The 25,482-nt window shown below is 67.7% G+C and carries 19 protein-coding genes; 9 read left to right on the forward strand and 10 right to left on the reverse strand.

Translation table 11 applies throughout. The annotated features are described in order from the left end of the window. Positions 1–12: 12 nt before the first annotated feature. The 4 genes from DN824_RS07015 to DN824_RS07030 are packed head-to-tail and all read right to left on the reverse strand — an operon-like array spanning position 13 to position 5,857. A complete protein-coding gene (locus DN824_RS07015) occupies positions 13–1,545 on the reverse strand; it encodes an AMP-binding protein (RefSeq protein ID WP_138407634.1) in 1,533 nt (510 codons plus the stop codon). Then, entirely contained in the window at positions 1,538–2,074 is a 537-nt protein-coding gene (locus DN824_RS07020; protein ID WP_138407635.1) for a (2Fe-2S)-binding protein, read from the reverse strand. Before DN824_RS07020 ends, DN824_RS07015 begins: the two co-directional genes overlap by 8 nt. Next, a complete protein-coding gene (locus tag DN824_RS07025) occupies positions 2,058–2,885 on the reverse strand; it encodes an FAD binding domain-containing protein (protein ID WP_138407636.1) in 828 nt (275 codons plus the stop codon). Before DN824_RS07025 ends, DN824_RS07020 begins: the two co-directional genes overlap by 17 nt. Further along, on the reverse strand, positions 2,882–5,857 hold the full coding sequence (locus tag DN824_RS07030; protein ID WP_138407637.1) for a xanthine dehydrogenase family protein molybdopterin-binding subunit: 2,976 nt from the start codon (positions 5,855–5,857) through the stop codon (positions 2,882–2,884). Before DN824_RS07030 ends, DN824_RS07025 begins: the two co-directional genes overlap by 4 nt. Before the next feature lie 399 nt (positions 5,858–6,256). Here DN824_RS07030 and DN824_RS07035 point away from each other — a divergent pair, with 399 nt between their 5' ends. Continuing rightward, positions 6,257–8,395, forward strand: a complete 2,139-nt coding sequence (locus tag DN824_RS07035; protein WP_138407638.1) for a putative bifunctional diguanylate cyclase/phosphodiesterase — start codon at positions 6,257–6,259, stop codon at positions 8,393–8,395. Positions 8,396–8,435: 40 nt separating this feature from the next. Here DN824_RS07035 and DN824_RS07040 read toward each other — a convergent pair whose 3' ends face one another. Then, the gene (locus DN824_RS07040) at positions 8,436–8,870 is read right to left on the reverse strand and encodes a DUF1810 domain-containing protein (RefSeq protein ID WP_138407639.1); all 435 of its coding nucleotides are present in this window, start codon (positions 8,868–8,870) and stop codon (positions 8,436–8,438) included. 105 nt (positions 8,871–8,975) lie between these two features. Here DN824_RS07040 and DN824_RS07045 point away from each other — a divergent pair, with 105 nt between their 5' ends. Beyond that, complete coding sequence (locus tag DN824_RS07045; protein ID WP_138407640.1) at positions 8,976–9,836, forward strand: pirin family protein; 861 nt, start codon at positions 8,976–8,978, stop codon at positions 9,834–9,836. Between the two features lie 7 nt (positions 9,837–9,843). Here DN824_RS07045 and DN824_RS07050 read toward each other — a convergent pair whose 3' ends face one another. The 4 genes from DN824_RS07050 to DN824_RS07065 all read right to left on the reverse strand — a co-directional run bounded on the left by DN824_RS07050 (position 9,844) and on the right by DN824_RS07065 (position 13,496). Next, positions 9,844–10,143 (reverse strand): hypothetical protein, encoded by a 300-nt coding sequence (locus DN824_RS07050; protein ID WP_138407641.1) that lies wholly within the window; start codon positions 10,141–10,143, stop codon positions 9,844–9,846. A 195-nt stretch (positions 10,144–10,338) separates the two neighbouring features. Next, positions 10,339–10,683: a YdbL family probable chaperone protein gene (locus DN824_RS07055; RefSeq protein ID WP_138407642.1), complete on the reverse strand. Its 345-nt coding sequence runs from the start codon at positions 10,681–10,683 to the stop codon at positions 10,339–10,341. A gap of 8 nt (positions 10,684–10,691) precedes the next feature. Further along, positions 10,692–10,883 carry a YnbE family lipoprotein gene (locus DN824_RS07060; protein ID WP_138407643.1) on the reverse strand — a complete coding sequence of 64 codons (192 nt, stop codon included), beginning with the start codon at positions 10,881–10,883 and terminating at the stop codon, positions 10,692–10,694. Between the two features lie 15 nt (positions 10,884–10,898). Then, positions 10,899–13,496, reverse strand: coding sequence for an intermembrane phospholipid transport YdbH family protein (locus DN824_RS07065; RefSeq protein WP_158295371.1), 2,598 nt, complete (start codon positions 13,494–13,496; stop codon positions 10,899–10,901). A 562-nt stretch (positions 13,497–14,058) separates the two neighbouring features. Between DN824_RS07065 and DN824_RS07070 the strand changes: the two genes are divergently transcribed. Next, positions 14,059–14,412 (forward strand): tetratricopeptide repeat protein, encoded by a 354-nt coding sequence (locus DN824_RS07070; RefSeq protein WP_138407720.1) that lies wholly within the window; start codon positions 14,059–14,061, stop codon positions 14,410–14,412. Positions 14,413–14,463: 51 nt separating this feature from the next. Beyond that, positions 14,464–15,939, forward strand: coding sequence for a DNA recombination protein RmuC (locus tag DN824_RS07075; RefSeq protein WP_138407645.1), 1,476 nt, complete (start codon positions 14,464–14,466; stop codon positions 15,937–15,939). Between the two features lies 1 nt (position 15,940). Here DN824_RS07075 and DN824_RS07080 read toward each other — a convergent pair whose 3' ends face one another. Further along, positions 15,941–19,417, reverse strand: a complete 3,477-nt coding sequence (locus DN824_RS07080; protein WP_138407646.1) for a hybrid sensor histidine kinase/response regulator — start codon at positions 19,415–19,417, stop codon at positions 15,941–15,943. Between the two features lie 277 nt (positions 19,418–19,694). On the opposite strand from DN824_RS07080, the gene DN824_RS07085 reads away from it, so the two are divergent. The 5 genes from DN824_RS07085 (at position 19,695) to DN824_RS07105 (ending at position 25,468) form a co-directional block, all read left to right on the forward strand. Then, positions 19,695–20,261, forward strand: coding sequence for a GNAT family N-acetyltransferase (locus DN824_RS07085; RefSeq protein WP_138407647.1), 567 nt, complete (start codon positions 19,695–19,697; stop codon positions 20,259–20,261). A gap of 106 nt (positions 20,262–20,367) precedes the next feature. Further along, entirely contained in the window at positions 20,368–21,084 is a 717-nt protein-coding gene (locus tag DN824_RS07090; RefSeq protein WP_138407648.1) for an AzlC family ABC transporter permease, read from the forward strand. After that, the gene (locus DN824_RS07095) at positions 21,081–21,407 is read left to right on the forward strand and encodes an AzlD domain-containing protein (RefSeq protein ID WP_138407649.1); all 327 of its coding nucleotides are present in this window, start codon (positions 21,081–21,083) and stop codon (positions 21,405–21,407) included. Before DN824_RS07090 ends, DN824_RS07095 begins: the two co-directional genes overlap by 4 nt. Before the next feature lie 97 nt (positions 21,408–21,504). Continuing rightward, complete coding sequence (locus DN824_RS07100; protein WP_138407650.1) at positions 21,505–23,382, forward strand: MFS transporter; 1,878 nt, start codon at positions 21,505–21,507, stop codon at positions 23,380–23,382. A gap of 421 nt (positions 23,383–23,803) precedes the next feature. After that, positions 23,804–25,468 (forward strand): glucan 1,4-alpha-maltotetraohydrolase domain-containing protein, encoded by a 1,665-nt coding sequence (locus DN824_RS07105; RefSeq protein ID WP_138407651.1) that lies wholly within the window; start codon positions 23,804–23,806, stop codon positions 25,466–25,468. The last annotated feature ends 14 nt before the right edge of the window (positions 25,469–25,482 follow it).

Raw genomic sequence — 25,482 nt, forward strand, 5'->3', positions numbered from 1 at the left:
GTTGATCGGGGGTCAGCTGGCAGCCTTGAGCTCGCCGCCGTACTGGGCCACCAGCACGCGGCGCAGGATCTTGCCGACCGGGGATTTGGGAATCTGCTCGATGAATTCGTAGCGGCGCGGGCGCTTGAAGCGGGCCAGGCCCGAGGCGACGCAGTGGGCGTCGAGTTCTTCTTCGCCGACGGGGTAGCGCAGCTTGATGAAAGCGGCGATCAGCTTGCCCCACTGCTCGTCGGGCAGGCCGACCACGGCGACTTCCTCGACCGCGGGATGCAGCGACAGGGCGTTCTCGATCTCCGCCGGGCTGACGTTCTCGCCGCCGGTGATGATCAGGTCGTCGACCCGACCGGTGACGAAGAGGTCGCCCTCCTCATCGAAATAGCCGGTGTCGCCGGTGAAGTACCAGCCTTCGCGCAGCGACTTGGCGTCCGAGTCCGGGCGCTTCCAGTAGCCTTCGAAGGCTTCGTCGCTGGCCAGGTCGGCGATGATCTGGCCTTCCTCGTTGGGCCTGGCGAGCTGCGTCGGCGACTGGGCGTCGAGCGTTACCACGCGAATCCGCTGGTTCAGCGCGCAGCGGCCGGAGGAGCCGGGCTTGCGCGCGGCGCTCTGGTCGATGGTGAAGGTGTAGATCTCCGAGCTGCCGTAGTGGTTGACGAACAGTTCGGGGCGGAAGGCGGCCTCCACCCGGCGCATCAGGCCGTCGCTCATGGGCGCGCCGGCGAAGCCGATCTTGCGCACGCTGGCGACCCGCCCGGGGCTGAACGCCGGGTGCTCGATGAGCATGTGGTAGAGCGTCGGCACCAGGTAGAGATTGCTGATCTTCTCGCGCTCGATGGCGTCCAGCGTCGCCTCCACGTCGAACTTCGGCACACAGACGAAGTGGCCGTCGATCAGCGTCATCGACAGCAGCGAGCGCACGCCCATGGTGTGGTACAGCGGCATCACGCCGAGGGTGCATTCCTCGTGGCCGTAGAGGTTCTGCGCCACGTGCGCCACCGCCGCCGCGCGCTCGGCGCGGTGCCGGCGCGGCACGCCCTTGGGCCGGCTGGTGGTGCCGGAGGTGTAGAGCATCAGCGACCAGTCCTCGGGGCCGGCGCGCAGGATGGTCTCGCCCGGCGCCTCGGCGCACAGCTGCTCGAAGCTCAGCGCGCCTTCGACAGATGACTGGCCGACGCTGACGCAGGGCACCTGCAGCCGGCCGCAGGCATTCACCGCCTCGGCGCAGGAATCGTCGTGCACCAGCGCGCGGGCGTCCGCGTCGGCCAGGCACCAGTTCAGGTCGTCGGTGGTGCAGCGCCAGTTCAGCGGGGTCATGACGATGCCGCTGAACTGGCAGGCCCAGTGCAGCGTCGCCATCTGCCAGCGGTTCTGCATCACCGCCACCAGGTGGTCGCCCTTGCCGAGGCCGAGGCGTTCGAGCCCATGGGCGGCGCGCTGGATGTCGGCGAACCACTGCTCGTAGGTCTTCTTCAGCGCACCGTCGCTGATCGCCACCGCCCCCGGGCGGCGTTCGACCGCGGCGAGAAAGCTGCGTCCTAAATCAAACATGGGTGTTCTCCAAGGCTTCTTGTTGTTGTGGGGCTTGCTGTTGGGCGCCGCGCTGGCGCGCCACTTCGAGGACCGCCTGGACCATGCCGGTGTACCCGGTGCAGCGGCACAGGTGGCCGGACAGCATGTCGCGCACCTGGACCTCGTCGGGCTCGGGCACGCGCTCGAGGAATTCCACGCAGGACATCAGGATGCCGCTGGTGCAGAAGCCGCACTGCAGCGCGTGATGGCGGGCGAAGGCCTGCTGCAGGTCGTTCATCACCTCGTCGCGGGCCAGCGACTCGACGGTGTCGATGCGTCGCTCATGGGCCTGCACCGCGAGCATCAGGCACGAGCGCGAGGCGACACCGTCCACCAGCACCGTGCAGGCGCCGCAGACGCCATGCTCGCAGCCGACGTGCACGCCGGTGGCGCCGAGTTCGTGGCGCAGGAAGTCGCACAGCTGCATGCGCGGCTCGGCATGCCCCTGGCGCGTGCGCCCGTTGAGTTGCAGACGGACGGGAAAACGTTGGTCAGCTGGCGCGCGCATGGTCCTGTTCCTCGATCAGTTGCCGGCCGAGCTCGCGCACCAGGTGACGCCGGTACGCCGCGCTGGCGTGTACGTCGTCCTGTGCGCCGAGTGACCAGGCGAAAGCGTTGAGTGCGTCCGGCAGTTCCGCGCCGCGCGGCAGGCGGCGCAGCACCGGGCGGTCGGAGACGCCGCCGATGCCGAGCTCGACCGCGTCGTCGCGGATGCAGGCGGCCAGCGCCACCAGGGCGAAGTCGCCGTGGCGCATGGCCACTTCGCGGAAGCGATAGCGCACTGCCGGGTCGGCCAGCGGGAAGTGCACCGCGCTGACCAGCTCGTCCGGGCGCCGCGCGGTGGTCAGTACGCCCTGGAAGAACTCCGCCGCCGGCACTTCGCGGCGCTTGCCCTTGAGCGATTCGAGCACCACGCGCCCGCCGAGGGTGACCAGGCACAGCGGGATCTCGGCGCTGGGGTCGGCGTGCGCCACCGAGCCGCAGACGGTGCCGCGGTTGCGCGTCTGGAAGTGGCCGATCCAGGGCAGCGCGCGGGCCAGCAGCGGCACCTCGTCGGCCAGGCTGGCGCGGTCCATCAGCTCGACCTGGCGCACGGCGGCGCCGACGATCAGATGGCCGCGCTCGACCTCGAGGCGGTGCAGGTCCCCGGCGTGGTTGATGTCGACCAACACCCTGGGCTGTGCCAGGCGCATGTTCAGCACCGCCATCAGCGACTGGCCGCCGGCGATGATGCGCGCCTGCTCGCCGTGCTCGGCGAGGATCTCCAGCGCCTCGCGCTTGCTGGCGACGCGCACGTAATCGAATGGGGCCGGTTTCATTGCGCACCTCCCTTGCCGAACAGACCGAGCAGGCGCTGCCACAGCCCGGTATGCACCGGCGCGCCGGTCAGGCGCTGCGCCAGGCGGGTGAAGATCTGCCCGATGATCACCTTCGAGGCGCTTTGCAGCATGCGCCCGCCGACCGCGGCGACCTTGCCGCTGACCGCGGCGTCGTAGACGTATTCGAGGCGGGTGTGGCCGTTGTCCAGCTCGACGAAGCGCACCCGCGCGCTGCCGGTGGCCGAGCCCATCGGGCTGTTGCCGGAACCCGACAGCTTCAGCGAGCGCGGAGGGTCGAGGTCGGTCAGGCCGACCCGGGCGGCGAAGCGCGCGCGGATCATGCCGACCCCTACGGTGACGTCGGCGCGGTAGTGGTTCTCGCTCTCCAGTTCCAGCGCGTGGCAGCCAGGGATGATCGCCTTCAGCGTTTCCGGGTCGAGCAGGGCGTCGTAGACCTGCTGCGGCGAGGCGGGGATCTCCACCGCGTCCTCGGCCTGCAGGCTGGAGCCGCCAGCCACCCGGGGTGCGTCGAGCACCATGCCCTCGGGGGCCGGCGGCTCGTCGATGCCGATCATCGTGCGCACCCGCGACGGCGTCAGCGGCAGGCGGATGTCCGAGCGGCCGAGGGCATCGGCCACCGCGTTGGCGATGCACACCGGGGTGCTCATGTTGTTGCCCTCGCCGACGCCCTTGGCGCCCAGCGGGGTGAACGGGGAGGGCGTCTCCATGTGCAGGATCACCGGCTCCACCGCTTCCGGCGCGGTCGGCACCAGGTAGTCGGCGAAGGTGCCGGAGAGGAAGCTGCCGTCGTTGGCGTAGGCGAATTCCTCCATCAGCGCCACGCCCAGGGCCTGGGTGAAGCCGCCGCGGATCTGCCCGTCGACCAGCATCGGGTTGAGGATGCGCCCGGCGTCGTGGCAGGTGACGTAGCGGTCGATGTGCACCTCGCCGGTGACCCGGTCGATCTCCACCGCGCAGATATCGAAGATGAAGCCGTAGCACAGCGAGCTGTTGATGCAGTCCTCGTCGCTCGGCGCGGTCAGTTGCGGCGGGCTCCAGAAGGCGGTCTCGCGCAGGCCGCCGAGCTCGCCTTCGGGCAGCAGGCCGGGCGACCAGTGGGTGGCGCCGGCGATGCGGTGGAACGGCTGGCTCGGCCCGCCCTCGACGAACACCTTGCCGCTGGCGAAGCGCACGTCCTCGGCCTGCACCTGCCACATGGCGGCGGCGATGCCGGCCATGCGCTCGCGGATGCGCATCGCGGCGTTGTAGACCGAGCCGGCCACGGCGCCGGCGAAACGGCTGGAATAGTTGCCCGAGGCGATCGACCAGGCGTCCTTGCCGGTGTCCAGCTCGACGTTGACGCTGATGCCGTCGAGCGCCACGCCGAGCACCTCGGCGACGATCTGCGCCACCACGGTCTGGTGGCCCTGGCCCTGCGGCGTGGAGGAAACGTGCACCGAGACGTCGCCGAGCGGGCCGACGCTGACGGTGGCGGTGCTCACCGCGCCGTTCTTCGGCCCGGCCTTGCGCCGCTCCTCGGGTGTCATCGCGGTGGTGATGTAGCCCATGTTGGAGATCGACGGTTCCACCGCCGCGGTGTAGCCGATGCCGTAGAGCCGGCCCTCGGCGCGCGCCTGCTCGCGGCGGCGCAGCAGCTCGTCGAGGCCGCCGTCGCGCACCGCCAGTTCGATCGCCGCCGGGTAGTCGCCGGAATCGAGCAGCGCGCCGGCGGCGGCGCGGTAGGGGAAGGCGCCGGTCGGCACCAGGTTGCGGCGGATCACCTCGAGCGGGTCGAGGTCCAGCTCGACGGCGACCTGGTGCATCAGCCGCTCCAGGGCGAAGTACACCTGGCCCCCGCCGAAGCCGCGGTTCAGCCCGCTCGGCACCTTGTTGGTCAGTACCACGCGGTTGCGCACCAGCAGGTTGCGGATCGCGTAGGCGCCGGTGAGGTTGCCGTGCATGCGATAGAAGGTGGCCGGCTCGGGGGCGCGCAGGTAGCCGCCGCAGTCGTCGATCTGGTCGTATCTGAGCGCCAGCACGCGGCCGTCGGCTTCCACCGCCGCCTCGATCTCGCAGACCCGGTTGGTGGCGCTGGAGGAGGCCTGCAGGTGTTCGAGGCGGTCCTCGACCCACTTCACCGGGGCGCCGACCTTTCGCGCCGCGAGGCCCATGAGCACGATGTAGGGGAACACGCCCTGCTTGATGCCGAAGCTGCCGCCCGAATCCGGCGGGGTACGCAGGCGCAGGCGGTTGCCGGGCACGTTCAGCGCCCGCGACATGACCGAATGCAGCGCGTAGGGGCCCTGGAAGTTGGAAAGCACCTCGTAGGTGCCGGTGGCCGGCTGGTACTGGCCGAGCACCACGTAGCACTCGATCGGGGTGCAGGAGTTGCGTGGGTAGTGGACCTTGATCGCCACCCGCCGCGCGGCCTTGGCGAAGGCCTCCTCGGGCTCGCCGTAGCGGAAGTGCCGCTCGTTGACCACGTTGCTGCCGACCGCCTCGTGCAGCACCGGCGCGTCCTCGGCGGTGGCCGCTTCCGGATCGACGATCGCCGGCAGCGGCTCGTATTCCACCTTCACCGCGTCCAGCGCGTCCTCGGCCAGGTAGCGGTCGTCGGCGATCACCACGCAGACTGGCTCGCCGACGTAGCGGACCTTGTCCACCGCCAGGCACCAGTGCTCCATCGGCGCGCGCACGCCGACCGGGAAGGGATTGGCCCAGCGCTTGACGTCCTCGCCGGTGAGCACGCCGTGCACCCCGGGCATGGTCAGGGCGGCGGAGGCGTCGACGGAGATGACACGGGCATGCGCATGGGGCGAACGGACGATGGCGGCATGCAGGGTGCCGGGTGGCGTGGCCACGTCGTCGGCGTAGCGGCCGAGCCCGCGCAGCAGGGCGGCGTCCTCGACGCGGGCCTGGCGCCGCCCGATGTGGCCGGTAGCGGCCTCGGCAGTGCTCTGGTGCATGTTCATTTTGTGAACTCTTGTTTTTATGCATGAAGCGATGCCCCCGATTCTCTGCATTTGCCTGGCGCGCCGCCTTGCCCCGGGCTACGAGGTTCTGCGCTGGAGTCGGGAAATTTGCCCTGGAGTCTGATTGCGGTGGATGGAGGGATCGCCCGCCAGGTGTCGGCCGCTCGATGACGTCCGACGACCGCTGCAGGCAACCTGTCGCGGCGGTGCTTTGGTTGTGGGGCTAATAAATGCCGCTATCGAGCCGATAGCGTGAACGGAGTCGCTTACAGTGGTCCTTTGGTTGTGGTAATGGCAAAATGCCTGTTTTTTGAGCACTACGCTGCTGCCCGTCATCGCGGGTCACCTGTGGCGTCCTGATCCTTTCCGGATTCCGTTCTTCGCATTACAGGTCGACCCATGCTTCCCGGCAGCTACAACCTCGTTCTGGTGTTCTTTTCTTTCGTGGTGGCCGCGCTGGCGGCCTACACGGCGCTGGACATGGCCGCGCGGGTCACTTCGACGTCGGGGCGCGCCGCTCGCCTGTGGCTCGTCGGCGGGGCCTTCTCCATGGGCCTGGGCATCTGGTCGATGCACTTCATCGGCATGCTCGCCTTCAGCCTGCCGATCCCGCTGGGTTACGACCTGGGCATCACTGTCGGCTCGCTGCTGATCGCCATCGCTTCCTCGATGCTCGCGCTCTGGCTGGTCTGCCAGCCTGCACTGCCCTGGGGGCGGCTGGCCCTCGGGGCGCTGCTGATCGGTGGTGGCATCGCCGCGATGCACTACAGCGGCATGGCCGCCCTGCGCATGCAGCCGGGCATCATCTATGACCGTGCCTGGTTCGTCGCTTCGGTGCTGGTGGCGGTCGCGGCCTCGGCCGCCGCGCTGTGGCTGGCGTTCCGCCTGCGCGGCGGCACCACCCGGGTACGCCTCTGGCGCATCGCCGCGGCGATGGTCATGGGCCTGGCGATCGTCGGCATGCATTACACCGGCATGGCCGCGGCGAGCTTTCCGGACGACAGCTGGTGCGGCGCGGCGGGCGTCGGGGTGGACACCCATTGGCTGGCGCTGCTGGTGATCGTGGTGACCATGGCGGTGCTGGGCATCACCCTGGTGGTGTCGGTGCTCGATGCCCGCCTCCAGTCGCGTACCTCGACGCTGGCGAGCTCACTGGAGAAGGCCAACAGCGAGCTGATCCAGCTGGCGCTGCACGACAACCTGACCAAGCTGCCCAACCGCCTGCTGTTGGAGGATCGCCTGAGTCAGGCGCTGAAGGCCGCGCAGCGCGAGCAGGGCGCTTTCGCGTTGATGTTCCTCGACCTGGACGGCTTCAAGGCGGTGAACGATGCCTTCGGTCACCACATCGGCGATCAGTTGCTGGTGCAGGTGGCCGAGCGCATCCGCAGCGACATCCGCGCCCAGGACACGCTGGCCCGCCTGGGCGGCGACGAGTTCGTCCTGCTGGTGGAGATCACCGGCCCGGACGATGCCGCCGCCCTGGCCGACAAGCTGGTGCGATGCATCGAGCAGCCGTTCCAGGTCTCGCGCTACGAATTGCGGGTCAGCGTCAGCATCGGTATCGCGGTGTATCCGGACGACGGCCTGGACGCCCGCGATCTGATGCTGCACGCCGACGCGGCCATGTACCACACCAAGAATGCCGGGCGGAACGGCTACAGCTTCTTCGAGGCCTCGATGAACGCCAATGCCGCCGAGCACCTGCAACTGCTGCAGGACCTGCGGCTGTCGATCCAGCGTGAGGAGCTGCGTCTGCATTACCAGCCCAAGTTCCAGGCGCCCAACGGCCCGGTGCGGGGCTTCGAGGCCCTGCTTCGCTGGCAGCACCCGCAGCGCGGGTTGCTCTACCCGGACATGTTCCTGGCGTTGGCCGAGAAGACCGGGTTGATCGTGCCGATGGGCAACTGGGTGCTCGACGAGGCGTGCCGGCAGCTGCGCGAATGGCACGATCAGGGTTTCACCACCTGGACCATGGCGGTGAACCTGTCGGCGATCCAGTTCGAGCAGGCCGACCTGGCCGAGGTGATCACCCGGGCGATCGCTCGGCACGGCATAGCGCCGCAGATGCTGACCGTCGAGATCACCGAGACGGTGGCCATGCGCAACCCGGAAACCACCATCGACACCCTGAACAAGCTGGCCGGCCTCGGCGTGCGCGCCTCGATCGACGACTTCGGCACCGGCTATTCCAGCCTGCTCTACCTCAAGCGACTGCCGGCCACCGAACTGAAGGTGGACAGGGCGTTCGTCCGCGAGCTGAGCCTGGGCAGCGAGGACTCGGTGATCGTCTCGGCCATCGTCGCCCTGGCCAAGGCGCTCGACCTGTCGATCGTCGCCGAGGGCGTGGAGACCGTCGAGCAGCAGCGCTTTCTCACCGAACTCGGCTGCGACACCCTGCAGGGCTTCCTGCTCGACCGTCCGATGACCGTGGAGCAGATCCGTCGGCGCCTCGAGGAGCACAGTCCGGAGCAGGCGCTGTACCTCGCGCTGAGTCAGACGGAGCCCGTGCTGGCAGACGCGTCGGCACGCGATGCCTGACAGGCAGGCGGCGTCAGGGGCTTTTTCTCGTTACGGCGCACTACCGGGCTCCGCCACCCAGCAGCCTGAGGCTCGCCTCGTCCGGCTTGCCTGCGAAGTAGCGGTCCAGCGCTTGCTGAAACAAGGGGTTTTCCGGGGCGACACGGGCGAACAGGGTCATGCAGGAGTGCAGCTTGAGGTCGTCGGGGGAGCCCAGGATCTGGTGTGCGGTGAGGGTGTCGTGTGACAGCAGGGCGAGGGTGCATTCCTCCAGCCTGGCGCCCAGCAGGGGGTGCTCGAGGTAGGCGAGGGCTTCTTCCCGCCCCGACAGCGCGTAGCGGCGTGCCATTTCGCTGCGGCCAAGGCCGGCGAGTTGTGGAAAGATGTACCACATCCAATGGCTCTGTTTGCGGCCGGCGCGCAGTTCCGACAGTGCGCGGGCATAGTCCGCCTCTTGAGCCTTCACGAAGCGTTGCAGATTGAAATCGGCGCTCATGCCTGTCTCCGTATGCCGGTGTGCCTGAAGCTTTGAGCACGGATCACGGGTATGGATTCAGTACGGCGCCCGGTTCCAGCCCTGCGACCCGACCAGGGGAAAGCCATGACCTTGCGTTCCGTTATCCGCCAATACCCGGCCTACCGTGACGATATCGGCGAGCTGGTGACGCGCCGGCCGCTGCCGGGGCCGGGCATCGATCAGCTCGATCCCTTCCTGTTTCTCAACCATCACGGCCCGCAGCGTTATGCGCCGGGCAATCGCGGCTTGCCCTTCGGTCCGCACCCTCATCGCGGGTTCGAGACGGTGACCTTCATGCTCGCGGGCGAGCTGGCGCATCTGGACAGTGGTGGTCACGAGAGCGTCATCGGCGCCGGCGGGGTGCAATGGATGACCGCCGGGTCCGGGCTGGTTCATGCCGAAGTGTCGCCGGAGTCGTTCAAACGCAGCGGTGGGCCGCTGGAAATCCTGCAGCTGTGGGTGAATCTGCCGTCCCGGCTGAAGATGACCAGGCCGGCCTATCGCGGGCTGACCCGTGACGAGATTCCGGTCATTGCCCTCGATGAGGGACGCGTGCGGGTCAACCTGGTGTCCGGTGAGTTCGACGGGCGCACCGGCCCGATCGAGTCGTTGACCGGTGTCGCGATGATGACGGTGGAGATGCAGGCTGGCGGTAGCCTGATCCTGCCGGCCCCGGTGGGGCGTTCGGTGTTTTGCTATGGGGTGCGCGGGGCGATGCAGGTCGCAGGCGTGGCCTGCGAGCCCCATCATCTGGTCCGGCTGGACGACCAGGGCGAGGGCGTTCGCGTGCAGGCCGATAGCGAGGCGGTACTGCTCTACGGGCACGCCGAGCCGATCGGAGAGCCGGTGGTGGCCCATGGCCCCTTCGTGATGAACAGCCGCGAAGAAATCAGCCAGGCGATTCGCGACTATCAAAGTGGTGCGTTCGGCGAGGTATCGCTCTAGCGGCCGGTCATTCAGGCGCGGAGAGCATCGAGTGGATGTCGCTGCGTATGGAGCTCAGCGCGTCGCGGCTGGTCGGGTCTTCGCCGGCGAGACCGGAGGCGGTGATGAGGATGTCCCAGAGCGTCTGTTCGAGCTCCTGGATCCGGATCTGGTTCTGCTGCGCTTCGGCGATGGCGCAGCGGCCTTCTTCGAGTTGTCGCTCGAGCCGCTCGATGGTTTCGTGAGCGGTGCGCAACATGACGCCAGCCTCGTCGCTGCGATTGGCGCAGGCGCCGAGCAGCCAGTTCTTGATCTCGACGTTTTCCATGACAGTCCCTCGCCATCGTTGTTGTTGGGTTTTTGGGCGTGATCACTGATTCGAAATTGTAGACCTCATTTGTTTCCGTTGCGTTACCGGTGCTGGGCCCTTTTATCTGGAGGCCCCGGTTGGCGGGGCTGAAAAGGAAAGCCCCGCTCAAGGGCGGGGCTTTCTCGTCGGTCGATGCGCTGCGGGCGCGTGCAATTATTTCTGAATCCAGGTGCCGTTGAGCTGGATGATCTGGCCGGGTGGGGTCCTTTCGATGGCTTTCTTGCCGGCGATGGCTTCGACGTCGCTCAGGCTGATGCCGTTCTTTTGCGCGACACGGTGATACTCGGCGCGGCGGGCCTGGTTGATCTGTGCGGCGATCTCTTCGGCCTGGCCGCCGGGCTTGACCACGCCCAGGTAGCCGTCGGGCTTTTCGCCGAGCCGGCCGGCGGCTTTCGCCTCGCCCAGGGCCGACATCGCTTCGTTGAGACTCAAGGCTGCCGCGGGCAGGCTCAGGCACAGGGCTAGCAGCAGGGTTCCCAGTTTTACGGTGGTTTTCATCGGGGGCCTCAGAATAGTCCGCTGTTTTCGTTGATGATCGAGTCCAGAGCCTTGTCCACACGGATATAGATTTCGTGCTCGATCTTCACGTTCAGGTTGATGTTGATCGGCTCGTTGGGCACGGCCAGTTCCACCCTGGGGGTACAGGCGCTGGCCAGCAAGGCCAGCAGCAGGATGGTCAGAGGTTGGCGCAACCGCATGCGGTGTCTCCTGTATCAGGGTGTCGTTGTCGGTGCATTGCCGCGTTGCAGACGCTCCTGCACACGCTGCTGGATGGTTTCGCTCACTCGGTCGGACAGTTGCAGGCTGGTCAGGAGGGCGGGGATGTCTTCTTCCAGATTGATGCTGAAGTTGATCGGCCGTCCACCCTCCAGGGCGGGGTTGCGCCCCTGCAGGCGCAAGCCCAGCTGCAGCTTGCCGCGCTCATCATAACGAACGTCGCTGTCCAGGACTGAGTAGTGGAAATCATCCAGCGCCTCGGTCACCAGCCCCATGGCCGGGTTGGAACGGCCGAGCGCCTGGATCTGCGGCGAGCGGAACTGCAGGACGCCCCCAGGTTCGCGTGCCGCCAGTTTGCCGCCCTCGATGCGCAGGCCCTCGCCGCTGCGGTGCACTTCGAATCCCCCATCCACCAGTCCGCTGCCCTGCAGCCCCTCGGCGGGGTAGGCGATGAACAGCTGCGACAGTTGCAGCCCCTCGATGGCGACATCGACCTTCTGTTGCGGCGCCGCCAGATCCAGGCGGCCGGGGCTGAGGGATACCGTGCCGCCGAGGACCCGGCCCTGGGCCTGCTGCCAGCTGAGCGTACCGGCGGTCGGATTATCGAGGCTCGCCTCGTAGCGACCCTGTGCCTGCAGCGGACCGAAGGCGATGCCCGGATTGGCCTGTTCCAGCTGCAGCGGGGCGACATCCACACGCAGCCGATTGGCGGCCAGCGCCAGTTCCAGGCGCGCGTCGAGGCCGGTCAGTTCGGTGCGGTCGTAGATGCCGGCCAGTCCGCCGGCGGTTATCCGGGCGTTGGCCTGCAGCGGGGCGGCGTCAGGGGGCACGGTCAGCGAGAGATCGCCCTGCAGGCGTCCGCTGTTCAGCTCCAGCAGCGCGGGCCAGTCGCTGAAGGTCGACGCCAGCGGGTTGCTGGCGCGGAAGAACAGGTCCTGAAGCCTGGCGTTGAGGGTCAGCGGCCCGTTCCAGGGGTTGCGCAGGCTGGTGACGAGCGCGAGGCCGCTGTCATTGGAGAGCGGTCCGTCCAGCAGCAGTCGCGTCTGGTCCGCATCGAGGGTCGCTTGCCAGCGCCAGCCCTGGGGGCGTAGCTGCGCCTGTTGCAGCTCCTTGGCCTGCAGGTGCGCCGGGCCTTTCGCCTGCGCGTGCAGGGTGCCCTCGGCGGGGAAGCGGGCTTGAATCGCCAGCCCGGACAGGTCCGCCAGCACGCCGGACAGGCTGACCGGGCTGTCCGCGGCGAGGTGGACCCGTTGCGCCGCGAGGGTGGACGTCTTGCCCAGAGTCAGGGCGAGCTGCTCGCTGCTGGCCTGCCCGCTCAGGCGCAGGTCGGCGGTGAGGCCCGTGAGCGTGGCGGGCGGCAGCGCCAGGGCCTTGGCCTTCAGGCGCAGTCTGCCCTGGCTGATGTCCGTGCGATAAGGCGCCCGCGCCGAGAAGCGCAGCCGGGCGTCGAGTTCGCCGGCCAGCGGCCCCTCGGCGACGAGCCTGATGGCGACGGGCAGCCGATCCTCCGCCTGCTCGTCGGGCAGCGGTTCGGCCGTGAGTCGCAGGCGATTGCTGCGCAGCTCGGGCGGCAGGGCCTCCAAAAGCGAAGCTTCAGGGGCCAGAGTGAGGTCGGCGGAGAGCGAGGTGGGTGCCCACTGGCCGTCAGTGCCGCTGGCGGCGAGCTCCAGCCGGCCCTGCACCTGGCCGACGCCGACGATCGGCCAGGCGGCGGGCAGCGTGGCGGCGAGGCTGAGGTCGCCGCTCCAGGCGCTTGGCTCGGTGGGAAGTTCGCCTTGCGACCTGGGATGCAGCGCCCAGCCGGCGCCGAGCCGCATTTCCCCCGGCGTGGCAGGCAGCTCGATCGCCGCGCTTGCCGTCCAGCGCTCCAGCCAGGACAGCAGCCAGGCGGCCTCGGGCAGTTCGGACATGGCCAGGGTGCCGGTCCAGCGCAGGTCATCGTCGAGCCGGGCAAGCCTGTTGGTGGCCGTGAGCCGGGGTTGTTCGTCCAGCGCCAGTTGCAGGTCCAGCGCATAGCCGTCCGGCTGTTCGCTCATCTGTGCGGCCAGGGCGACGCGGTGGGCATCGCGTTGGAGGCCGAGATCGGCGACCAGCTGCGTCTCCTGTCGGTGCCATTGCAGCGTGCCGGTCTCGGAGCAGGGCTGTCGTTCGGCGCAGGGCAGGGTGACCGTCAGGCGCTCGACACGGCCGCGCTCGGGCAGCCATGCGGCAATCGACCGCAGCTGTTCGCGGTCCGGCAGCATCAGGGGATCATCGTCGGCCGGTTCGGCCTCGCTGCCGGGCTGCCAGGCGAGGGACAGCTCGGATACCGTCAGCGAGCGAATCGGAAGGGGGGAGCGCCAGTGGTCCATGCGCAGCTCGATACCCTGCAGGCGGGCCTCGATCAGCGCGCCGTTTTCGCCGCGCTGGCGAATGTCCAACGCATCCAGCCGCAGACCGCTCAAGGAAAGGGAAAGGCCGCGCCAGTCCAGGTGTTCGATGCCGTTCCGCTGCTTGAGCAACTGCCATTGGCTCCACCCGAACCATCCGGCTGCGAGGGTGAGCGCGATCAGCAGTCCGAGCAGGGAAACCAGGATGCGACGCCGCCGAGTCATTGCTGCTCCGTGGAGACAAAGACGACAGCATAAGCAGGCGTTCGCCGGTTGGCGACATGCACGGATTTCGGGCACGGAGGACATTCGCAACCCCGCAAAGTTCCCTGCTTGCCGTTCGTCGGAAACGCCGGAGCCCGCTAGAACGGGCGCTCGCAGCCAATGCCCTCGACTTGTGCACATTTACGAAAAGCCCTGTCAAGCGCATATGACAAACTGACGCAAGCACCAGGCGTTATTAGAATTTTATATAAATTATTGAAAAATAAGGACTTTTAAGGCTGGTGAAAAAAGCGCCAGATTGTCTGGGGGCCCCGTTGCATCGGGGATGGCGGCAGTTGCCACCGGTTTGCCCACAGAGTTATCCACAGGTTCTGTGGATTAAAAATGGGTGTGATGTGGATCGCGTTTCGGGCCGTTTGACAAGTCTTTTACTCCTGAAAAAAAGGAGTAGAGTGCGTGCCCTGTTCAGCCAGCCGCCTACTCGACTTCCATGAGAACGCGTTCCTTCAGCTCCGCCGCTTCGTCCAACGCCGCTTCGGAATCCACCTCGCCACGCCTGCGCATGGCGATGTGGCTGCTCGACAGCCAGCGCCTGGGGCAGACCGACAGTGTCAAGCGCATCGCCGGCCGGTTGCTCAAGCAGCCTGCCCGCGAAGGCGTGGTCGAGGCGCAGAGCCGCCTGGGGCGTCTGCTGTGCCGCGAGTGCGACAGCAAGCGCGATCGGCGCATCGGTTTCGAGCTGCTTCGCCAGGCCGCGCGTGCCGGCGATCGCCAGGCCCAGTTCGAACTGGGCCAGCTCTATGCCCAACCCCGGCACCACGAGCCGGCGCAGGCGCGTCACTGGCTGGAGCTGGCCGCCGCGCAGGGTTCCAGTGAAGCGCGGGTTCTGCTCAACCGCCTCAAGCCCGGCGCCTGACCCCCTTGCGCCTGCTGGGTATACTGCCGGGCTAACGCGCGGGAGTTGCCCATGTCATTCGATCCGCTGTTTCTAGCCGCCGGCCTCGGCGCCCTGTGCGCAGTGCTGGGTGGATTCGCCTGGGTGCTGGCGCGCCGCCTCGCCAGTCTGCGCAGCGGGCAGGCATTGCTCGAGGAACGACTGGCCCAGGCGCAGCTCGCCCAGGAAGGGCTCAGCGCACAGCTGGAATCCAGCCGCCTCGAGCAGGAAGAAGTCAACGAGATCAAGGCCGCGCAGCAGGCCGAACTGGCCGCGCTGCGCCGCGAAGCCGAACTGCTGCAGCAGCAGCGTCAGGAGGCGCGCGAAAGCCTGCGAGCCCTGGAGGCCGAGCGCAGCCGGCAGCAGGTCGAATTGCGCGACCTCGGGGCCGCTCACGCGGCGGTGGCCGCCGAGCTGAAGGAACAGCAGAACGCTCACCAGCAACGCCTGCAGGATCTGCAGGCCGCCCGCGACGACCTGCGCGCGCAGTTTGCCGAGCTGGCCGGGCGTATCTTCGACGAGCGCGAGCAGCGTTTCGCCGAATCCAGCCAGGAGCGCCTCGGCCAGCTGCTCGACCCTCTCAAGGAGCGCATCCAGGCGTTCGAGAAACGGGTCGACGAAAGCTACCAGAGCGAGGCGCGCGAGCGCTTCTCCCTGGCCAAGGAGCTGGAGCGGCTGCAGCAGCTCAACCAGCGCCTCGGTGACGAGGCCACCAATCTCACCCGCGCGCTGCAGGGCCAGAAGACCCAGGGCAACTGGGGCGAGCTGATCCTCGAGCGTGTGCTCGAACATGCCGGGCTCGAGAAAGGCCGCGAATACCACACCCAGGTCAGCCTGCAGAGCCCCGACGGGCAGCGCTTCCAGCCGGACGTGCTGATCCATCTTCCCGGCGAGAAGCAGGTGGTGGTCGATGCCAAGGTCAGCCTCACCGCCTATCAGGCGTCCACCTGTGCCGAGTCCGATGGCGACCGGACGCTGGCGCTCAAGCAGCACGTGCTCTCCTTGCGCAGTCATCTCAAGGGCCTCTCGCTGAAGGATTACCAGCGTCTGGAAGGCCTGCAGAGCCTGGATTTCGTGCTGATGTTCGTGCCCATCGAGGCGGCCTTCGCGGCGGCCCTGCAAGCCGATCCGCAGCTGTTCCAGGAAGCCTATGCGCGCCATGTGGTGATCGTCAGCCCGACCACGCTGCTGGCCACGCTGCGGGTGATCGACAGCCTCTGGCGGCAGGAGCGGCAAAGCCAGAACGCCCGCGAGATCGCCGAAAAGGCCGGTGCGCTGTACGACAAGTTCGCGGCGTTCATCCAGGATCTGGACGAGATCGGCGGGCGCCTGCAGCAACTCGACAAGGCCTACCTCGCCGCGCGCAACAAGCTCACCGATGGCCGCGGCAACCTGGTCGGTCGGGCCGAACAGCTCAAGCTGCTCGGCGCCCGCGCCAGCAAGCGCCTGCCGTCGGACTGGCTGGAGCGCGCCGGGGCCGAGGCGCCGGTGGACTCCAGCGAGCCCTAGCTCACGACAGGGTCAGGTGACGGCTCATCAGGGCGCGTAGCGCGGCCGGCTTGACGGGCTTGGCGAGGAATTCAAGCCCCGCGGCGTGCACCGCGGCGATCAGCTCGGGCCGGCCGTCGGCACTGATCACCACGCCCGGCACCGGCTCGCCCAGGCGTGTGCGCAGCCAGGCCATCAGCTCCGTGCCGGTTTCCCCTTCGTCCAGGTGGTAGTCCACCAGCGCCAGCTGCGGCCGCACGTCGTCGTCCAGCAGATGCTCGCATTCGAGCCGGTTGCGCGCGGTCCAGACCTGACAGCCCCAGCGTGACAGCAGGCTGTGCATGCCGGTGAGGATGCTGTCTTCGTTGTCGATGCACAGCACCTGGGTGCCGGTCAGCGCTTCGTGCATCGTGTCGAGGCCGCCATTGGGCTTGGTCAGGGTCGGGTTGCGGGCGACCGGCACGGTCACGCTGAAGACGCTGCCCTTGCCCGGCCAGGAGCGGACCTCCAGGCTGTGGCCGAGCACCCGGCAGAGGCCGTCGGCGATCGCCAGCCCCAGTCCCAGCCCTTTCTCGGCGCGGGTCTGATGGCTGTCCAGGCGCTTGAACTCCTCGAAGATTTCGCTGCGCTTGTCTTCCGGGATGCCCGGGCCGCTGTCCCAGACTTCCAGGCGCAGCGCATTGCCCGTGCGACGCACGCCGAGCAGGACCCGGCCGTTGGCGTAGCGGAAGGCGTTGGTGAGGAAGTTCTGCAGTATCCGGCGCAGCAGTTTGATGTCGCTTTCCACCCGCAGCCGGCTGCCGTGGAAGCGGAAGTCGACGTTCTGCTCCTGGGCCAGTGCGGTGAATTCCGCGCCCAGGGTGTCGAACAGCTTGGCGAGCGGGAAGGGGTTGCGCTCGGGGGTGATCCGGCCGCTTTCCAGGCGCGAGATGTCCAGCAGGTCGGTGATCAGGTCTTCGGCCGAACGCAGCGAGCTGTCGAGGTGGCGCACCAGCTGCTGGGCCTCGTCCGGCAGGGCGTTCTGCTGGTGGGAGAGGGCGGCGGAGAACAGCCGGGCGGCGTTGAGCGGCTGCATCAGGTCATGGCTGACGGCGGCGAGAAAGCGCGTCTTCGACTGGTTGGCCGCCTCGGCGTTGCTCTTGGCTTCGGTCAGCGCCTGGTTCAGCTGCGAAAGCTCATGGGTGCGCTCGCGTACACGCTGCTCGAGGCTTTCGTTGGCCTCCTTGAGCGCCTGTTCGGCTTCGCGGAAGGCGGTGATATCGGTGAAGCTCATGACGAAGCCGCCGCCGGGCATGGGGCTGCCGATCAGCTCCACCACCCGGCCGTTGGGGAACAGCCGCTCGGAGGTGTGGGCCGCGCCCTTTTCCATCCAGTAGAGGCGCTTGCTGACGTGCTCTTCGATGTCGCCCGGGCCGAGCAGGCCCCGGCTGGCGTTGTAGCGGATGATGTCGGCGATCGGCCGGCCCACCACGATCAGCCCTTCGGGGTAGTCGAACAGTTCGAGGTAACGGTGGTTCCAGGCCACCAGGCGCAGCGCCTTGTCGGCGACGCTGATGCCCTGGCTGATGTTCTCGATCGCGCCCTGCAGCAGCGCGCGGTTGAACTCCAGCACCTCGGACGCCTCGCCGACGATGCGCACCACGTCCTCGACTTCCATTTCGCGCCCCTCGACCGCCGCCTTGACCACCGCGCGGGTGGAAGAGGCGCCGAGCACGCCGGCCAGCAGGTGCTCGGTATGGGCGATCCACTGGGCGTCGGCGGGTTGCTTGAGCACGAAGTCGTTGCCCTGGCGATAGGCGAAGCGGTGGAAGCTCTGCTGCGCCCGCTCGGCGCCGACGAAGCGCGAGGCCAGCGCCAGCAGGTCCTGCACCTGCACGGCGAGCAGCCTGCGCCCGCCCGGCTGGGTATGGATCTCCTGGCCGATGAAGCGGCTTGCCTGCCAGTGCTCGGAGAACCGCGTCCGGCTGAGGATCGAGACCCAGAAGAACAGCGCCACGTTGCCCGACAGGGAGAGCACCGTGCCTTGCGTCAGCGGGCTGATGGACAGGCGCAGGGCGTTGTTCTGCAGCCACTCCAGGCCGGGGAAGTGGTGCAGCGGCCATCCCAGGCGCAGTGCCACCAGCGGCAGCACCATGGTGTAGGCCCAGATCAGCGCGCCGGCCGCGAGCCCGGCGAAGACGCCGCGCTGGTTGGCCGGCTTCCAGTACAGCGCACCGAACATCGCCGGGGCCAGCTGGACGATCGCGGCGAAGGCGATCTGGCCGATGGTGGCCAGGCTCGCGGTGGAGCCCAGCAGCCGATAGGCGACGTAGGCCAGCAGCAGCATCACCACGATGCTGACGCGGCGCACCGTGAGCATCCAGTAGCGGAAGGCCTCGAACGGCCGGTCGGTGTTCTGGCGGCGCAGGAGCCAGGGCAGCAGGATGTCGTTGGAGACCATGGTCGACAGCGCGACGCTGGCCACGATGACCATGCCGGTGGCCGCCGAGGCGCCGCCGATGAAGGCCAGCAGCGCCAGCCAACCGTTCTCGTGCGCCAATGGCAGGCTGATCACGAAGGAGTCCGGCACGATGCCGGCTGGCAGGCCCATCTGCCCGGCGAGGGCGATCGGCACCACGAACAGTGCCGCCAGCGCGAGGTAGCAGGGGAATACCCAGCGCGCCAGGCGGAAATCCGACGGATCGGTGTTTTCCACCACGGCGACGTGGAACTGCCGCGGCAGGCAGATGAAGGCCATCAGCGCCACCATCGTCTGCACCAGCAGCGAGGGCCAGCTGACCGTTTCCTGCCAGTAGCCGCTGAGTTCCGGCGCGGCGCGGGCCTTCTCCAGCAGGTCGCCGAAGCCGTCGTAGAGGCCGAAGGTGACGAACGCGCCGACTGCCATGAAGGCCAGCAGCTTGACCAGGGATTCGAAGGCGATCGCCAGCACCATGCCGCGATGGTGTTCGGTGACATCCAGGTTGCGGGTGCCGAACAGGATGGTGAACAGCGCCAGGGCCAGGGAGACGATCAACGCGGTGTCCAGCGCGCGGGTGTCGACGCGTTCGGCGCTGCCGCCGCTGAGCAGGTTCACGCCCAGCACGATGCCCTTGAGCTGCAGCGCGATGTAGGGGAGCACGCCGACCAGGCAGATCAGCGTGACCACCACCGCCAGCGGCTGCGACTTGCCGTAGCGGGCGGCGATGAAGTCGGCGATCGAGGTGATGTTCTCCTGCTTGCTGATCAGCAGCATCTTCTGGATCACCTGCGGCGCGAAGATCAGCAGCAACAGCGGGCCGAGGTAGATGGGCAGGAAAGTCCAGAGCTGCTCGGCGGCCTGGCCGACCGCGCCGAAGAAGGTCCAGCTGGTGCAATAGACGGCCAGCGACAGGCTGTAGACCAGTGCGCGGGTCCGCGGCGACATGGGCTCGCGGCGGCGATCGCCATAGAAGGCGATGGCGAACAGGACGGCCATATAGATGAGGGCGACCAGAGCGATCAGCCCACCGGACAGCGACATGCGAACTCCAGGCAGAAGGACATCGAGCGGCACCGTTGCGATACGCGGTGGCGTGCAGCGGCTTGTAGCATGAAAAGTGGTTAAAGTTTCGCAGCAAATATTCCATGCAACCCATGGCTGCGACCATGGTCGCATGTGGCGATTGGGCGCAGGCTCTGCCCATGCTCGCGCCCGGGCACTAACCGGCGCGCAGGTGATCTGAAGACAGTCGTCCCGATGCTCTGCGTCGGCAGCCGGCACAGGAAGCCCGAGCCGTGGATGAAGGCAGGAGGTAGACATGTTCAAGCCACAACCGGTCGCTCTGCAGCGGGGCGCGTTGCGCCTGGACCCGCTGGTCGAGTCGGACATCTCCGAACTGGTGAGCCTGGCTGAGCACAATCGCGACGAACTCGCCTACCTCAACGGCCCGCTGCGTCCGGACTGGTATCGCAACGGGCTGGCCGATCAGCGCGACGACCTGGCGCTGGTGTTCACCATCCGCCTGGCCGACCGCATCGTCGGCACGACCCGTTTCGCCGATTTCATGCCGGTGCTGCCGGCCGCGGAAATCGGCTGGACCTGGATCGACCGCGAACAGCACGGCATGGGCCTGAACAACTCGATCAAGTACCTGATGCTTCGCCATGCGTTCGAGGAATGGCAACTGGTGCGGGTGCAGCTCAAGACGGCGGCGCGCAACCTGCGTTCGCAGCGCGCCATCGAGAAGCTCGGCGCCCAGCGCGAGGGGCTGCTGCGCAACCATCGGCGCCTGGCCGACGGTCGCCTGGACGACACGGTGCTCTACAGCATCACCGACCGCGAATGGCCGGCGGTGAAGGCGCGGCTCGAGGCGGGCACCGGCTGAGGGACGGGCTGCAAAACGACGCTGGAGCGGTTAAGGTTGTCGGCTCGCCGGCGCGGCGTTCTGCCGCGGCGAACGATTCGTCCTTTCTCTCGTCCACGAGCTGCCGATGTCCCGTTCACAGGAATTTCTCCACGGCTGTCGCGATATCCTGCCGCTGATTCTCGGCGCGATTCCGTTCGGCATCATCTTCGGCACCCTGTCGATCGGCGCCGGGCTTTCCAGCTGGCAGGCCATGGGCATGTCCGCGCTGGTGTTCGCCGGCTCTGCCCAGTTCATCGCCGTGACCCTGATCACCGGCGGTGCCGGTGCGCTGGTGGTGCTGCTGACCACCTTCGTCGTCAACCTGCGACACGCCCTCTATAGCGCTTCCCTGCAGCCCTTCGTCCGTCATCTGCCGGTGCGCTGGCGGCTGCCGCTGGCCTTCGTCCTCACCGACGAGGCCTACGCGGTGGTGCAGAAGCGCTATGCCGAGCCGGACAGCGCCGCGCACAAGCATTGGTACTTTTTCGGGGCGGCGCTGACCATGTACCTGAACTGGCAATTGTCGACCCTGGCCGGCATCGCCTTCGGCCAGGCCGTGCCGAACATCGCCGCCTGGGGGCTGGACTTCGCCATGATCGCGACCTTCGTCGGCATCGCGGTGCCGATGATGCGCACCCGGCCGCAGGTCGCCTCGGCCGTGGTCGCCGGCGCAGTGGCGCTGCTCTGCTGGGAACTGCCTTACAAGCTGGGGCTGGTGGCCGCGGCGCTGGCGGGCATCGTGGTCGGCGTGTGGCTGGAGCGCCGCGCGGACGCTCACCTGAATCCGCAGGTGGCGCCATGAATACCTGGCTGATGATCCTCGGCATGCTGGCCATCACCTTCACGATCCGCTACAGCTTTTTCGCCTGGCCCAACCTGCGCTTCCCCAAGGTGGTGGAGCAGGGGCTGCATTACGTGCCGGTGGCCGTGCTCACCGCGATCGTGGTGCCGGCCATGCTGATGCCCAGCGGCGAACTCGAGCTGCACTGGCGCAACGCCTACCTGCTCGCCGGTCTGCTGGCGATTGCCATCGCCGCGCTGACCCGTAATCTGTTGGCGACCATCGCGGGGGGCTTGCTGGCGTTCTTCCTGTTGCGCTGGTGGCTGGGCCAGTTGCCGATGTGATCCACGGCCCAGTGCGCAGCGTCGGTGATGACCGGATGTGTCCTGGCGCTGCCCGCCACGCTCCAAACACTGATGTCTTTTCCATGGAACCGGATCGATGACCCGTGAGCATTCGCAGTTCGCCCTGTTCGGCAAGCGGCGTTTCCTGCTGTTCTTCCTGACCCAGCTGTCGGGCGCCTTCAACGACAACCTGTTCAAGCAGGCGCTGATCCTGGCGATCCTCTACCGGATCGGCGTCCAGGCCGATACCAGCCTGCTGATCAACCTTTGCGCGCTGCTGTTCATCCTGCCGTTCTTCCTGTTTTCCGCGCTTGGCGGCCAACTGGGCGAAAAGTACGCCAAGGAGCGGCTGATCCGTGCGATCAAGGCCGGCGAGATCCTGATCATGCTGGCCGGCGGCCTCGGCATCCTGCTGGGCAATCTGCCGCTGCTGCTGGTGGTGCTGTTCTGCATGGGGACCCAGTCGGCGTTGTTCGGTCCGGTCAAGTATTCGGTGTTGCCCAAGCTGCTCGAAGAACATGAGCTGGTCGGCGGTAACGCGCTGGTGGAGATGGGCACTTTCCTGGCGATCCTCGCCGGGACCATCACCGCCGGGGTGATGATGGCCAGCGAGTCCTACGCGGCGCTGGTCGCCGGCAGCGTGGTGCTGGTCGCGGTGTTCGGTTATCTGGCCAGCCGCGGTGTGCCGGCCACGGGCGCCTCGCTGCCGAGCCTGCGACTGGACTGGAACCTGTTTCGCCAGACCTGGGTGATCTTGCGCATGGGGCTGGGCCAGCGGCCGTCGGTGTCGCGCTCGCTGGTGGGCAACTCCTGGTTCTGGTTCGTCGGGGCGACCTACCTGACGCAGATCCCGGCCTATTCCAAGGACCTGCTGCATGGCGACGAAACGGTCGTCACGCTGATCCTGACCGTCTTCTCGGTGGGCATCGCGCTAGGCTCGCTGCTGTGCGAGCGGCTCTCGGGGCACAAGGTGGAAATCGGCCTGGTGCCGTTCGGCTCCATCGGCCTGACCCTGTTCGGCCTGCTGCTGTGGTGGAGTTCGGGCGACTTCCCGCAGGGTGCCGTGCCGCATGACTGGCTGGCGCTGCTCGGCATCGGCCAGGCCTGGTGGATTCTCGCCGCGGTGCTCGGCATCGGCGTGTTCGGCGGTTTCTACATCGTGCCGCTCTACGCCCTGATCCAGTCGCGCACCGCCGAACAGGAGCGGGCGCGGGTGATCGCGGCGAACAACATCCTCAATGCACTGTTCATGGTGGTGTCGGCGCTGATCGCGATCTTCTTCCTGAGCCTCGTGCAGCTGTCCATCCCGCAGCTGTTCCTGGTGGTGTCGCTGATGAACGTGGCGGTAAGCGCTTACATCTTCAGCATCGTGCCGGAATTCGGCATGCGCTTTCTGGTGTGGCTGCTCGGCCACTCGATGTACCGGGTGCGCCAGCAGGGGCTCGAGGCGATTCCCGAGGAAGGCCCGGTGGTGCTGGTCTGCAACCACGTCTCCTACGTCGATGCGCTGCTGATCGCCGGGGCCGTGCGGCGGCCGGTGCGGTTCGTCATGTACTACAAGATCTTCCGCATCCCGGTGCTGAACTTCATCTTCCGCACCGCGGGCGCGGTGCCCATTGCCGCGCGTCACGAGGACGAGGCGATCTACACCCAGGCGTTGGAGCGCATCGGCCGTTACCTGCGCGACGGCGAGGTGGTATGCATCTTCCCCGAGGGCAAGCTCACCGCCGACGGCGAGATCAACGAGTTCAAGGCCGGGGTGGAACGCATCCTCGACGAGAACCCGGTGCCGGTGGTGCCGATGGCGCTGCGTGGGCTCTGGGGGAGCTTCTTCAGTCGCGACCCGGCCAAGGGGTTCTTCCGCCGCGTGTGGTCCAGGATCGACCTGATCGCCAGCGCTCCGATCGCCGCGGCTGATGCCAGTCGCCAGCACTTGCAGGTGCAGGTCAGCCTGCTGCGCGGCGACCGGCGCTGAGCCGGACGCCGCGGTGACGCATCCGGGCTGGTGCGCTGCAGCGGCCCGGGCGCCGTCATCGTCCCCCTGCGCGGCCTCGCCGGCCAGGCGCAGGGGCTTGGGGTCTTTTTCATTCTTGTCGGGCGCTGCGTTCGCTGGCGCCTGGGCAGAGCCTGTCCCTGAGCGGCCCAGGCATGGGCCCCACGGCTTCATCGCTTCCTTTCGCAGGGCGTTGCGGCATCGGCCTGCGGCGGGGTGGCGCAGGGGCGGATTACGCCTGGCCACTACGCCTGCAAAAAAGCGCGGAGGGAGGTTTGGCGAGGCGTTTTCGCGGCGCAGGCTGCCGGGTGCGCCGGGCGTATCGGCCCGGCGCCTCTCCCGGTCGCCGTGGAGCGGTCCACGGCCCGATGCTCGACAACAACGACACGTTGGAGCTCACCCGATGAAAACACTGCTTCCCTGCCGCCTGGCCCTGGCGGCGTCATCCCTGCTGTTCAGCGTGGCCATCGCCCATGCCGCGGACCTCACCGGCAAGAGCCCGGCGGGCGTGCGTTACCACGGCGGCGACGAGATCATCCTCCAGGGGTTCCACTGGAACGTGGTCCGCGAGGCCCCGAACGACTGGTACAACCGGCTGCGCGAGATGGCGCCGACCATCGCCGCCGACGGCTTCAGCGCGATCTGGATGCCGGTGCCCTGGCGTGACTTTTCAAGCTGGAGCGAGGGCCGCAATTCCGGCGGAGGGGAAGGCTACTTCTGGCACGACTTCAACAAGAACGGTCGCTACGGCACCGATGCGCAGCTCAGGCAGGCGTCCGGCGCGCTGACCGGCGCCGGCGTCAAGGTGCTCTACGATGCGGTGCCCAACCACATGAACCGCGGCTATCCGAACAAGGAGATCAACCTGCCGGCGGGCCAGGGCTTCTGGCGCAACGATTGCGCCGACTTCGGCAACTACGCCAACGACTGCGACGACGGCGACCGCTTCATCGGCGGCGAGTCGGACCTCAACACCGGACACCCGCAGATCTACGCGATGTTCCGCGACGAGTTTTCCAACCTGCGGAGCCAGTACTCGGCCGGTGGCTTTCGGTTCGATTTCGTGCGGGGCTACGCCGCCGAGCGGGTCGACAGCTGGATGACCGACAGCCACGACAACGCCTTCTGCGTCGGCGAGCTGTGGAAGGCGCCGTCCGAGTACCCGAGTTGGGACTGGCGCAACACCGCCAGCTGGCAGGAGGTGATCAAGGACTGGTCCGATCGCGCCAAGTGCCCGGTGTTCGACTTCGCCCTCAAGGAGCGCATGCAGAACGGCTCCATCGCCGACTGGCGCAACGGCCTGAACGGCAACCCGAACCCGCGCTGGCGCGAAGTGGCAGTGACCTTCGTCGACAACCATGACACCGGCTACTCCCCCGGCCAGAACGGCGGACAGCACCACTGGCCGCTGAACGACAGCCTGGTCCGCCAGGCCTACGCCTACATCCTCTCGAGCCCGGGCACGCCGGTGGTGTACTGGTCGCACATGTACGACTGGGGGCACGCTCCGCTGATCCGCCAGCTGATCCAGATCCGCCGCGCGGCCGGCATCCGCGCCGATTCGGCGATCCAGTTCCACACGAGCTACTCGGGCCTGGTGGCGACGGTGAGCGGTGCCAGCCAGACGCTGGTCATCGCGCTGAACTCCAACCTGGCCAATCCGGGTCAGGTGGCCGGCGGCAGCTTCAACCAGGCGCTGACCCAGGACGGCGGCCAGCTGCGCATCTGGACCACGGGCAGCACGGGCGGCGGCGACGGCGGGACCGGCATGCAGGTCGGCGTCAACTTCCGTTGCGACAACGGGACCACCCAGCCGGGTGACAGCGTGTACGCCGTCGGCAACCTGGCGCAGCTCGGCAACTGGAGCCCGGCGGGCGCGGTGCGCCTGACCGATGTCAGCGCCTATCCGACCTGGCGGGGCACCATCAGCCTGCCGGCCGGGCAGGCCGTGGAATGGAAGTGCATCGTGCGCAGCGAGGCCGAGCCGAGCCAGGTGAGGCGCTGGCAGCCGGGTAGCAACACCACTTTCACCAGCGCGGCGGGCGTGACCACCGTGGGTCGCCTGTAACCGCTGAATCAACC

This window comes from Stutzerimonas nosocomialis (assembly GCF_005876855.1).
Classification (GTDB): Bacteria; Pseudomonadota; Gammaproteobacteria; order Pseudomonadales; family Pseudomonadaceae; genus Stutzerimonas; species Stutzerimonas nosocomialis.